Here is a 12,284-nt window from a genome sequence, read left to right as displayed (position 1 = left end):
TCTCAGTCGGCCCGCCCGGTCACGGCCACCGTCAGACCCAGGCCGATCATCGCGAAGCCGCCCGCCCCGCCGATCATCGACAGACGGCGGTCGGAGCGAGCGAACCAGGTGCGGGCCGCCGAGGCGGTCAGCCCCCACAGGGTGTCCGTGACCAGCCCGATGCAGATGGGGATCAGACCGAGCAGCAGCATCTGGAGCGGGACCCGGCCCGCCGTGTGGTCCACGAACTGGGGCAGCACGGCGGCGAAGAACACCACGCCCTTCGGGTTCGTCACCCCGACCAGCGCCCCGTCCAGCACCGTGCGCAGATCCCCCCGCGCGGGCCCGGCGGGCCGCGTCCGGATGGCCGCGGCCTTGAGCTCCCCCCGGTGCCGGAACGCCTGGACGCCCAGGTACACCAGGTAGGCGGCACCCGCCAGCTTGACCGTCAGATAGATCGTCACCGACCGCTCCACCAGCGAGCCGATCCCGACCGCCACCGCGGCCACCAGCAGGTAGGAGCCGAAGACATTGCCGATGGCGGTGGCCACGGCGGTACGGCGGCCGTGGGCGAGCGCCCGCCCGATGACGAACAGCACGCTGGGCCCCGGGATCACGATCACCAGCAGGGACATCGCCGCGAAGGCGAGGAAACGGTCCGTGGACACCATGCAGATCACTCCCATCCGCCGCACATTGAAACAAGCTCCACGGCCTCCGCTCTAGAGTCGGACCCATGGAACTGCGGCAGCTCACCTACTTCGTCACCGTCGCCGAGGAGCTGCACTTCGGGCGGGCGGCCGAGCGGCTGCACATCGTGCAGTCGGCGGTGAGCATGCAGATACAGCGCCTGGAGCGGGAACTGGGCGCCGAGCTGTTCGACCGGACCCCGCGCCGGGTGCGGCTCACGGCGGCGGGGGAGCGGCTGCTGCCCGAGGCGCGCACGGTGCTGGCCGCCGCCGAGCGGGCCCGCGCCGCCGTCGCCCCGCCGCCCGGCCTGCGGATCGGCACCAGCACCGGCCTGGGCGCGCACCTCGACCGCGTGCTCGCCGCCTTCGCCCGCCGGGCGCCGGACGTCCCCGTCGAGCTCTTCTCGCTCCCGGCCGCCGAACGCCTGGAGCGGGTCGCGCGCGGCAGGCTGGACGCCGCGTTCGTACGGGCCGCCGAGCCCCGGCAGGGCGTCCGCGTGCTGCCGCTGTGGCCCGACCCCCTGGTCGCCGCCCTCCCCGCCGCGCATCCGCTCGCCGGGCGCGAGGAGATCGGCGTCGAGGAACTGGCGGAGCTGCCCCTGAGCCTGACCGAGCGGCGCAACAACGCCGCCCTGGTCGACCTGGTGGTCGGCGCCTGCCACGAGGCCGGCTTCACACCGCTGCCCGGGCCGGCGAGCGGCTCCCTCCAGGACACCCTCGCCACCATCGGCACCCGCCCGCTCTGGACGGTCGTGTACGCCTCTCACGCGCGCGTGCTGCACAGCCCGCGCGTGGCCTTCGTACGGTTCCGCCCGCCCGGCCTCGCCCTGTCGACGGGACTCGCCGTACCGGCCGCCGCCGGCCCCCCGCACCTGGACACCCTGCTCCTGGCCTGCGGCGATCACGAGGACTGATCGCTGCGGTCGCGGTCTGCTCCTTGGTCGCGCGGGCCGGAGGCGATGGACTGGACCCACCCGAGAACGACACAGGGACAAGGGAGTTCAGCCATGCCGATCGTCACCATTCAGCAGGGCCCGCGCGACACCGAGCTCAAGCGGGATCTCGTCAAGCGCGTCACCGACGCCTTCGTGGACGCCTACCGGATCCCGGCCGAGACCGTGCAGGTGTGGATCCACGAGGTCCCCGCGGACAGCTGGGGCGCCGCCGGGAAGCTCACCGCCGACAAGTAGCGCACACGTGGATAGGGGGCGCTGCGAGCTGCTCGTGGTAGCTCGCAACGCCCCCTGGCCTTACTCCTGAGGGGTGCTCAGGACGCTCTCGGGGCTATGAGTTGACCTGCGCGGTCACCAGGCTGGAGAAGGTGGTCAGCCGGGTGTAGACACCCGGGTACCCCGCTTCCGCGCAGCCCTCGCCCCAAGAAGTGATCCCTGCCAGGACGCCCCCGATGAGCAGGGGACCGCCGCTGTCGCCCTGGCAGGTGTCTGTGCCGCCGGAGGTGTATCCGGCGCAAACCATGTCGGACTGGACGTAGTCCGAACCGTAGGAGCTCCGGCAGCTCGAGTCGGACACGATCGGGACGGTCGCGGTCCGCAGCTGGTTGGAGGAGCTGCCGTTCTCCGAGGTGGTACCCCAGCCGAGGATGCGCGCGGTGGTGCCGGCCGCGTACACGCCCGTGTCCGAGGAGGAGACGTACTTCGCCGTGGTGTACGGCATCGACGTCGACAGCGTCAGTACCGCCACGTCGTCGCCGTTGGTGGCGTCGGTGTAGGACGGGTTGATCCAGATCTTGCTGACCTTGCTGACGGTGCCGTTGGTGCCGTTGAGGTAGGTGCGGCCGCCGACGACGCGGACGCTGCTCGTGGTCTCGCCCACCATGCAGTGGGCGGCCGTCACGACCTTGGTGGCCGAGACGAGGGTGCCGCCGCAGAACTGGTTCTGCGAGGCGTCCGTGATCTGCATGACGAACGGGTAGGCCGTGGTGGTGGTCGTCGTGCCCCCGACGATCGGCTGGGGCGCGGCTGCCGCCGAAGGTGCGCCGAGAGCTGCGGTGGTGACCGCCGCGGCGCCCGCCGCGAGGACCGCGGCGGTCTTTCTGGCACGGGTGAGCCCGAACATGAGTCTCCTGTGGGGGTTGCCGGTGGGGGATCGCGCGGGTGTGGGGGTTGGTGCACGGGGGTCGCGGGACCGACCCCCGTATGCCCGGGCGAGCGGCATGCCCTTACGCTAGAACCGGGCGCACCCTCACCCCAATGAGGGAACCCCCTAGGGGAGTTGGGCAGGGAAATCCCTCGGTCGAGCCCTAGTAAACCCGGACAAACCTCACTTCGTACGGCGCCCCGCCGCCAGTCGGACGATATCCACCCGAGAGCGGATGCCGAGCTTGCGGTAGACCCGGGTGAGGGTCGCCTCGACCGTCTTGACGCTGATGAACAGACGCGCGGCGATCTCGCGGTTGGTCGCGCCCTCCATGACGAGCGCGGCGACCTGACGCTCCATCGAGGCGAGGCCCTCCAGGCCCTCTGACGCGGCGACGGGCGGATTCGGTTCCCCCGGGTTCGCCGCGGTGGCGGCCTCCACCTGCCGCAGCCACGGCAGCGCCCGGCACCGGCGGAAGAGCCGGGCCGCCTCGTCGTACGACGTGGGTCCCGCGCGGCGGGTGCGCAGGGAGGCCAGCGCGAAGGCGGCCCGTGCCTCCTCCAGGCCGTATCCCAGCTTCGCGAGCCGGTCCTGAGCCTGGGTCAGCTGGGCGAGCGCGGCCTCGTGTTCGCCCCGTGCGGCCCGCACCAGGGCCTCGGCCCGGTCCAGGACCGCCAGGACGCTCTCCCGGCCGAGCCGCAGCGCGTGCTCGCGCGCCCCGGTGACCAGTTCCCGCGCCTCGTCGACCTCGCCGATGCGCACCAGGGCCTCGGCGAGGTCGCCGTGCCAGCGGCCCCGGGCCGGGTCGGTGATGCCGAGCCCGTGCTCCAGCTCCCGCACCCGGCGCAGCGAACGCACCGCGCCCTCGGCGTCCTGGGCGACGAGCTGGGCGTGCCCGAGCGCGGTCAGGGCCCGGGAGACGTACATCTGGTCACCGGCCTGGTCGGCCTGCTCCAGGGCCTCGCGGGCGAGGGCCAGCGCACGGTCGGCGTCGCCGCCGGAGGCCTCGGCGAGGGAGTTGAGCACCGCGGAGGGGATCTCGCCGATGCCGGAGTCGCGGGCCAGCCGCATGCTCTCCCGGGCCAGGTCCAGGGCGCGTCCGCAGTGCCCGGAACGCAGCTCCGTCTCGGCGAGCATGCGGACGAAATGCACCTCGCTCTCGACCATGCCGCGCTGCCGGGCCCGGCGCAGCAGCGCGGTGACGGTGGAGCGGGCCTCGGGCACCTGGTCGCTCATGACCAGCCAGCGGAAGCGGGCCGACCCCGCGCCGTTGTGGTGGCAGGCGACCTGCGGGTCCTGGGGTTCCTTCATGGCGCGCTTGATGGTGGCGGGCGCGTCCGGATGGCCCATCAGGGTCTCGGTCTCGCCCTGGAAGGCGAGCGCGAGCAGTTCGGTGCGCCGGTCCCCGGCCCGCGCGGCCAGCTGCGCCGCGTGCGCCGCCTCCTCCCGGCCGGTGGCGAAGTCGCCCTCCACGACCAGCCCCCGCCAGGCCAGCTGGTAGTGGACCAGGGCGAGCAGCCCGGGGTCGGAGCCGGCGTCGGCGAGCGCCTGCGGGTAGACGGTGTCGACGTCGCCGAGCGCCTGCCCGGCCGACTCGATCACCACCATCCAGGCCCGTACCCGGTCGGCGGGCGCGGTGGCCCGGGTCAGCACGTCCCGCGCGATGTCCCGGGCGAGATCCACCTCGCCGGCGATGATCGCGTCCTCGGCGGCCTGCAGCCTGCGCTCGTCCGGGCCGGGATCGCCGTCGGCCGGGGTGTGCCGGGCGGCCAGCAGGCCCAGTGAGGCGGCCGCGGAGGGGGCGCCGCGGTCCCGGGCCAGCGCGGCGGCCTCCGCGAGCCGGGCCGCCGCCTCCGGGTCGGCGCCGGTGGTCGCGAGCGCGAGATGCCGGGCCCGCTCGATCGGGTCCGAGGCCGCCGTCGACAGCGCGGCGTGCGCGGCCCGCCGCTCCTGCGCTGGCGCCTCCGCGTACAGCGCGGCCGAGATCAGCGGGTGCGCGAACCGTACGGCGGGACCCTCGGGCTCCGTCGCCAGCAGCCCCAGTTCGGCCGCCTGGGCGGTCTCGGCCTCGGCGTTCTCCCGGCCGGCCGCGTGCAGCAGGGCCAGGGTGGGGCGGGCGCCGGCGCTGGCCACCAGGAGGGTGCGGCGGGCCTCGTCGGAGAGCATCTCCAGACGGCTGAGGACCAGCGCGCGCAGCGAGGTGGGCACCGGCAGCGGCTCGCCCGGCCGGGGCGGGGTCGGGTTCTCCGCCAGGGCGCGGCCCAGTTCGAGCGCGAAGAGCGGGTTGCCGCCGCTGGTGCGGTGGATGTCGCGGACCGTGGAGCGGGGCAGACCGGTGTAGCCGCGGTGGTCGAGCAGGGTGGAAACCTGGGTGCGGGAGAGCGCGCCGAGCCGCACGGCGAGGGTGTCCGGCGGCGAGGCGCGCAGGAAGCGGTCGTACTCCTGGCCCTCGGTGCGCACCGCGCACAGCATCCGCACCGGGGTGTCGCCGAGGCGGCGGGCGGCGAAGCCGAGGAGTTCGGCGCTGGCGGAGTCCAGCCACTGCAGGTCGTCGGCGACGATCAGGACGGGTCCCTCGGCGGCCAGGGTGCGCAGGGCGGAGAGCACGGCCAGGCGCAGGGCGAGGCCGTCGCGCTGGAGGGTGGACTCGCCGCGGCCGGTGAGCGCCGACTCCAGCGCCGTGCGCTGGGCGGGCGGCAGCGCGTCGGAGACCTTGTCGAGGACCAGGCCGAGCAGGTCCGCGAGGGCCAGGAAGGGGAGATGGGATTCGGACTCGGTCGCCGAGCAGCGCAAGACGGTCGTGGCCGGTGTCCCATATTCGGATGCCAATGCCCGCAGGACGGTCGACTTTCCTATTCCGGCGGGGCCGTGAAGCAGCACACTGCCGCCGCGGGCGAGCTGCTCGCGCGCCGCGCCGAACGGCTCCTCCCTGCCGATGACCAGGTCGGGGCGGCTTCTGGCAGGCTCCTTGAAGTCCCGTCGCACGGTTACCGCTCCCCTCCGGGTGTCGTGTCCGGACCAAATTCTAGGCAACGTCTCTTTGAAATTCGGACGGACCTGGTGGTGAGGGACATAACAAGGGTGCAGCATACGGAAATTCAAAGCATCGCGTAATGAATAGCCGCTTGGCGAGACGGTTGCCGCGGGCTACGGCAGCAGCCCCGCCCGGCGGGCCGCCGCGACCGCCTCCCCCCGGGTGTGCGTCCCCAGCTTGCGCATCGCCGAGCGCAGATAGCTCTTCACCGTCTCCGGCCGCAGTCCCAGCCGCTCGGACGCGGCGGCGTTCGTCACCCCGGCCGCGAGACAGGCGAGGACGTCCAGCTCGCGGGGGGCGAGCCGGACCTCCGGCCGGGACGTCTCCGGCGTCAGCAGCGCGCACGCGTCCAGCAGCTCCTCCCGCAGGACCGGGTCCGCGATCCGCGAGGCCAGGGCGCGCAGCGCCGCGTGCGCTTCCCGGACCTGCTCCCAGGCGGCACTCGGGGGCGGGTCGACGGCGGGCGGCGCACCGGCGGCCGCCGCGACGAGCTCGCGCATCTCCTCCCGCACGACCAGCGTCTGCTCCACGTCCCGGGCCGCCTCCATCGCCGCGTCCAGCGTGCGGTCGCCGAGCGGCTGGGCCGTGCGCAGGGCGCCGTACAGCACACCGCGCACCCGGCGCCGCACCACCACCGGGACCGCCAGCACCGAGCGCAGGCCCTCGGCGGCGACGGGGACGTCGTACTCGTGGCTGATCTGCCGCGACGAGGAGTAGTCCGTCACGGCGCAGGGGCGGGCGAGGGCGACGGCCCGGCCGCCGAGGCCGTTGCCGGAACTCACCGGCAGGCCGCTCAGCGCGCCCGTGGCGGCGCCGCTGAGTTCACTGATGCGCACATGCCGGCGCCCCGGCTCCACCAGCCCGCCGAAGGCGACCGGGAGCCCGGTCGTGCGCCGCAGCCGCACCAGCGCGTTCCGTATCTCGACCGCCCCGCCCGCGTCCGCCGTCACCCGCTCGCCCTTTCTGTGCGGCGCACACCCCCGTACGGGGGTAGTGAGACCTGCATCACGGATTACACGATGGCAGAGAGCCGCCCGGCAATGGTCCGGTCAGAGGGAGTGAGCCGTAGGGGCACGGAGCGCCCCGAAGGGGAACGACCGGAGAAAGCGAGGAACACGATGACGACGGCCACGGAGGAGTTCCGGAGCGCGCGGGACTTCCTGCTCGCGCACCGTGAGGACTATGCGAAGGCATACGAGGGGTTCGGCTGGCCCCGGCCCGAGCGCTTCAACTGGGCGCTCGACTGGTTCGACGTCATCGCCGACGGCAACGACCGGCCCGCCCTGCACATCGTCGAGGAGGACGGCGCCGAGGTCCGGCTCTCCTTCGCGGAGATGTCCGACCGCTCGGACCGGGTGGCCACCTGGCTGCGCGACCGCGGAGTCGCCGCCGAGGACCGCGTCCTCGTCATGCTCGGCAACCAGGTCGAGCTGTGGGAGACGGCCCTGGCCGCGATGAAGCTGCGGGCCGTGGTCATCCCGGCCACCCCGCTGCTCGGCCCCGCCGACCTGCGCGACCGCGTGGACCGGGGCCGGGTCAAGCACGTGATCGTACGGGCGGAGGACACCGCCAAGTTCGACGACGTGCCCGGCGCCTACACCCGTGTCTCCGTCGGCGGACTGCCCGAGGAGGGCTGGGAGCCGTACGAGGACGCGTACGCCGCCCCGGCCGGGTTCCTGCCCGACGGGCCCACCCTCGCCGACGACCCGCTGATGCTGTACTTCACCTCGGGCACCACCGCCCGCCCCAAGCTGGTCGAGCACACCCACACCTCGTACCCGATCGGGCACCTGGCCACCATGTACTGGATCGGCCTCAGGCCCGGGGACGTGCATCTCAACATCTCCTCGCCCGGCTGGGCCAAGCACGCCTGGTCCAACCTGTTCGCCCCGTGGAACGCGGAGGCGACCGTCTTCATCCACAACTACACGCGCTTCGACCCGGCCCGGCTGATGGCCGAGATGGACCGCGCGGGCGTCACCACCTTCTGCGCCCCGCCGACCGTGTGGCGCATGCTCATCCAGGCCGACCTCACCCAGCTGCGCACCCGGCCGCGCGAGGTCGTGGCCGCGGGGGAGCCGCTGAACCCCGAGGTCATCGAGCAGGTCCGGCGCTCCTGGGGTGTCACCGTCCGGGACGGCTTCGGGCAGACCGAGACGGCCGTGCAGGTCGCCAACAGCCCCGGCCAGCGGCTGAAGACCGGCTCGATGGGCCGGCCGAGCCCGGGCTACAAGGTCGAACTCCTGGACCCGGTGACCGGCGCGCCCGGTGCCACGGAGGGCGAGATCGCCCTGGACCTGTCCGCCCGGCCCGTCGGCCTGATGACCGGCTACCACGGCGACCCGGACCGCACGGCCGAGGCGATGGCCGGCGGCTACTACCGGACCGGTGACGTCGCCTCGCGCGACGAGGACGGATACCTCACCTACATCGGCCGCAGCGACGACGTCTTCAAGGCCTCCGACTACAAGATCAGCCCCTTCGAGCTGGAGAGCGCGCTGCTGGAGCACGAGGCGGTGGCCGAGGCGGCCGTCGTGCCCGCCCCCGACGAGCTGCGCCTGGCCGTGCCCAAGGCCTATGTCGTGCTCGCCGAGGGCTGGCAGCCGGGCCCCGACACCGCGAAGGTGCTCTTCGAGCACTCCCGCGAGGTCCTCGCCCCCTACAAGCGCATCCGCCGTCTGGAGTTCGCGCCCCTGCCCAAGACCGTCTCCGGCAAGATCCGCCGCATCGAGCTGCGCGAGGCCACGGCGGCCGGGTCGCACGCCGAGTACCGCGAGGAGGACTTCCGGTGACCGCGCACCTGTCGTACACGCACGGGACGGGAACCACCGCCCTGCTCGGTGACACCATCGGCGCCAACCTGGACCGGGCGGTGGCGAGCTGGCCGGACCGCGAGGCGCTCGTCGACGTGCCCTCCGGCCGGCGCTGGACCTACGCCGCATTCGCCGCCGACGTGGACGAGTTGGCGCGGGCCCTGGTGACGAGCGGGGTCGTCAAGGGCGACCGGGTGGGCATCTGGGCGGTCAACTGCCCCGAGTGGGTGCTGGTCCAGTACGCCACCGCCCGCATCGGCGCGATCATGGTGAACATCAACCCCGCCTACCGGACGCACGAGGTGGAGTTCGTCCTCAACCAGTCAGGGGTCTCCCTGCTGTTCGCCTCGATCAGCCACAAGAGCAGCGACTACCGGGCGATGGTCGAGGAAGTGCGGGGCAGATGCCCGCAGTTGCGGGAGACGGTCTACATCGGCGACCCGAGCTGGGACGCGTTCCGGCGGCGGGCGACCGGCGAGGCCGCGTACACGGAACTGTCCTGCGACGACCCCATCAACATCCAGTACACCTCGGGCACGACCGGCTTCCCGAAGGGGGCCACCCTCTCCCACCACAACATCCTCAACAACGGTTATTTCGTGGGCGAGTTGATCGCCTACACCGAGCAGGACCGGATCTGCATCCCGGTGCCCTTCTACCACTGCTTCGGCATGGTGATGGGCAATCTGGCCGCCACCTCGCACGGCGCCTGCATGGTCATCCCCGCCCCGTCCTTCGACCCGAGGGCGACCCTGGAGGCGGTCCAGCAGGAGCGCTGCACCTCCCTCTACGGCGTCCCGACCATGTTCATCGCGGAGCTGAACCTCCCCGACTTCGCGGGCTACGACCTCACCTCCCTGCGCACCGGCATCATGGCGGGCTCGCCCTGTCCGGTGGAGGTGATGAAGCGGGTGGTCGCCGAGATGCACATGGAGCAGGTCTCCATCTGCTACGGCATGACGGAGACGTCACCGGTCTCGCTGCAGACGAGGATGGAGGACGACCTGGAGCACCGCACGGGCACGGTCGGCCGCGTCCTGCCGCACATCGAGGTGAAGATCGTCGACCCGGCGACGGGCGTGACCCGGCCCCGGGGCGCCGCGGGCGAGTTGTGCACCCGCGGCTACAGCGTGATGCTCGGCTACTGGAACGAGCCCGAGAAGACCGCCGAGGCCGTCGACCCCGGCCGCTGGATGCACACCGGCGACCTGGCGGCGATGCGCGAGGACGGCTACGTCGAGATCGTCGGCCGCATCAAGGACATGGTCATCCGGGGCGGCGAGAACATCTACCCGCGCGAGATCGAGGAGTTCCTCTACGGCCATCCGAAGATCCAGGACGTCCAGGTCGTCGGCGTACCGCACGAGACGTACGGCGAGGAGGTCCTGGCCTGCGTCATCCCCCGCGACCCCGCCGACGCGCCGACGCTCGAGGAGGTGCGCGCCTTCTGTGAGGGCCGGCTGGCGCACTACAAGGTGCCCAGCAGGCTGCAGATCCTGGACTCCTTCCCGATGACGGTGTCGGGGAAGGTGCGGAAGGTGGAGCTGCGGGAGAAGTACGGCGTCTGAGGACGTCGTCCGAGGGGCGCCACCGGGACCCGGGTCCCGGTGGCGCCCCTTTCGCCTGCCCCGGCCCTCTCTTGACGACCCTCCCTCGCCCACCTACATTGCTTCCAGATAGTAGAAGTTACTTTCCGCTATACGGAAGAAGCTCACCGCAGGGCGCGACGGGAGTGCGAATCCGGCAGCCGAGGCAGGAGTACTCGATGGCACGTATGACCGCTGCCCGTGCGGCAGTTGAGATCCTCAAGCGCGAGGGCGTCAGCGACGCGTTCGGTGTGCCGGGCGCGGGGATCAACCCCTTCTACGCGGCTCTCAAGGCCTCCGGCGGTATCACCCACACCCTCGCCCGCCATGTCGAGGGCGCCTCCCACATGGCCGAGGGCTACACGAGGACCCGCCCGGGCAACATCGGCGTCTGCGTCGGCACGTCCGGTCCGGCCGGCACCGACATGATCACCGGGCTCTACTCGGCCATCGGCGACTCCGTGCCGATCCTGTGCGTCACGGGCCAGGCGCCGACCGCCGTGATCCACAAGGAGGACTTCCAGGCCGTCGACATCGCCTCGATCGCGCGGCCGGTCACGAAGATGGCGGTCACCGTGCTGGAGGCCGCGCAGGTCCCGGGCGTCTTCCAGCAGGCCTTCCACCTCATGCGCTCCGGCCGCCCCGGGCCGGTCCTGATCGACCTGCCGATCGACGTGCAGCTCACGGAGATCGAGTTCGACCCGGAGACGTACGAGCCGCTCCCGGTCTACAAGCCGGCCGCCACCCGCGCCCAGATCGAGAAGGCGATCGGCCTGCTGAACGCCTCCGAGCGCCCGCTGATCGTGGCGGGCGGCGGGGTGATCAACGCGGACGCCTGCGAACTGCTCGTCGAGTTCGCCGAGTTGACCGGAACCCCGGTCGTGCCGACGCTGATGGGCTGGGGCGTGCTGCCCGACGACCACGAGCTGAACGCGGGCATGGTCGGCCTGCAGACCTCGCACCGCTACGGCAACGCGACCTTCCTGGAGTCCGACTTCGTCCTCGGCATCGGCAACCGCTGGGCCAACCGCCACACCGGCAGGCTGGACGTCTACACGGCCGGCCGCTCCTTCGTGCACGTCGACATCGAGCCGACGCAGCTCGGCAGGATCTTCGCGCCCGACTACGGCATCGCCTCCGACGCCAAGGCCGCGCTGGAGAAGTTCGTCGAGGTGGCACGGGAGTCGAGGGCGGCGGGCATGCTGCCGGACCGGAGCGCCTGGGCCGCCGCGGCCCAGGAGAGGAAGGCGACCCTGCAGCGCCGTACGCACTTCGACGACATCCCGATCAAGCCGCAGCGCGTCTACGAGGAGATGAACAAGGCCTTCGGCCCGGAGACCCGGTACGTCTCCACGATCGGCCTCTCCCAGATCGCCGGCGCCCAGATGCTGCACGTCTACCGGCCTCGCCACTGGATCAACTGCGGCCAGGCCGGCCCCCTGGGCTGGACGATCCCCGCGGCGCTCGGCGTGGCCAGGGCCGACCCCGAGGCGCCCGTCGTGGCCCTCTCCGGCGACTACGACTTCCAGTTCATGATCGAGGAACTGGCGGTCGGGGCGCAGCACCGGATCCCGTACATCCATGTCCTGGTGAACAACTCCTATCTGGGGCTGATCCGTCAGGCGCAGCGGGCGTTCGACATCGACTTCCAGGTGAAGCTGGAGTTCGAGAACGTCAACTCGCCCGAACTGGGCGTCTACGGCGTCGACCACGTCAAGGTCGCCGAGGGCCTGGGCTGCAAGGCGATCCGGGTGACCGACCCGGCGGAGCTGGGCGCGGCCTTCGAGCAGGCCAAGAAGCTCGCCCAGGAGTACCAGGTCCCCGTGGTGGTCGAGGCGATCCTGGAACGCGTCACCAACATCTCCATGTCCACCACCAACGACATCGGCGACGTCGTCGAGTTCGAGGAGATCGCTACCGAGCCGGGGCACGCGCCGACCTCGATCAGAACGCTGAAGGTCTGATGCTGAAGGTCTGAGGCGTCGGCGGGGTGGGGCGGGGGGGGGGGGGGCGCCCCCCCGGGGGGGGGCCGCGGGCGGGGGGGCGGGCGCGCCCCCCCCCCGCGCCGGGGGGCGGCCGCGGGGTG

At 72.3% G+C, this 12,284-nt stretch carries 9 protein-coding genes; 5 read left to right on the top strand and 4 right to left on the bottom strand.

All coding sequences use genetic code 11. The features are described from left to right. Nucleotides 1-2 precede the first annotated feature (2 nt). A complete protein-coding gene (locus ABZ453_RS22905) occupies nucleotides 3-650 on the bottom strand; it encodes a LysE family translocator (protein ID WP_359017081.1) in 648 nt (215 codons plus the stop codon). Between the two features lie 65 nt (nucleotides 651-715). Between ABZ453_RS22905 and ABZ453_RS22900 the strand changes: the two genes are divergently transcribed. Beyond that, complete coding sequence (locus ABZ453_RS22900) at nucleotides 716-1,582, top strand: LysR family transcriptional regulator (protein ID WP_359017079.1); 867 nt, start codon at nucleotides 716-718, stop codon at nucleotides 1,580-1,582. A 45-nt stretch (nucleotides 1,583-1,627) separates the two neighbouring features. Further along, complete coding sequence (gene dmpI, locus ABZ453_RS22895; RefSeq protein ID WP_358596639.1) at nucleotides 1,628-1,858, top strand: 4-oxalocrotonate tautomerase DmpI; 231 nt, start codon at nucleotides 1,628-1,630, stop codon at nucleotides 1,856-1,858. A 94-nt stretch (nucleotides 1,859-1,952) separates the two neighbouring features. Here dmpI and ABZ453_RS22890 read toward each other — a convergent pair whose 3' ends face one another. The 3 genes from ABZ453_RS22890 to ABZ453_RS22880 form a co-directional block, all read right to left on the bottom strand. Beyond that, nucleotides 1,953-2,744 carry a serine protease gene (locus ABZ453_RS22890; RefSeq protein WP_208784515.1) on the bottom strand — a complete coding sequence of 264 codons (792 nt, stop codon included), beginning with the start codon at nucleotides 2,742-2,744 and terminating at the stop codon, nucleotides 1,953-1,955. Between the two features lie 204 nt (nucleotides 2,745-2,948). Beyond that, nucleotides 2,949-5,750, bottom strand: coding sequence for an AAA family ATPase (locus ABZ453_RS22885; RefSeq protein ID WP_359017076.1), 2,802 nt, complete (start codon nucleotides 5,748-5,750; stop codon nucleotides 2,949-2,951). A 162-nt stretch (nucleotides 5,751-5,912) separates the two neighbouring features. Further along, nucleotides 5,913-6,749, bottom strand: a complete 837-nt coding sequence (locus ABZ453_RS22880) for a helix-turn-helix transcriptional regulator (RefSeq protein WP_359017074.1) — start codon at nucleotides 6,747-6,749, stop codon at nucleotides 5,913-5,915. 168 nt (nucleotides 6,750-6,917) lie between these two features. Here ABZ453_RS22880 and ABZ453_RS22875 point away from each other — a divergent pair, with 168 nt between their 5' ends. The 3 genes from ABZ453_RS22875 to gcl all read left to right on the top strand — a co-directional run bounded on the left by ABZ453_RS22875 (nucleotide 6,918) and on the right by gcl (nucleotide 12,162). Continuing rightward, nucleotides 6,918-8,591, top strand: coding sequence for an AMP-binding protein (locus tag ABZ453_RS22875; RefSeq protein ID WP_359017072.1), 1,674 nt, complete (start codon nucleotides 6,918-6,920; stop codon nucleotides 8,589-8,591). Beyond that, entirely contained in the window at nucleotides 8,588-10,180 is a 1,593-nt protein-coding gene (locus ABZ453_RS22870; protein WP_359017070.1) for an AMP-binding protein, read from the top strand. The genes ABZ453_RS22875 and ABZ453_RS22870 overlap by 4 nt, the downstream gene beginning before the upstream one ends. Before the next feature lie 197 nt (nucleotides 10,181-10,377). Next, on the top strand, nucleotides 10,378-12,162 hold the full coding sequence (gene gcl / locus ABZ453_RS22865) for a glyoxylate carboligase (RefSeq protein ID WP_359017068.1): 1,785 nt from the start codon (nucleotides 10,378-10,380) through the stop codon (nucleotides 12,160-12,162). Nucleotides 12,163-12,284: the final 122 nt, after the last annotated feature.

Origin of the sequence: Streptomyces sp. NPDC005799 (assembly GCF_040630525.1) — a bacterium.
Lineage (GTDB): Bacteria > Actinomycetota > Actinomycetes > Streptomycetales > Streptomycetaceae > Streptomyces > Streptomyces griseorubiginosus_B.
This window is presented reverse-complemented; position numbering and strand designations above follow the sequence as displayed.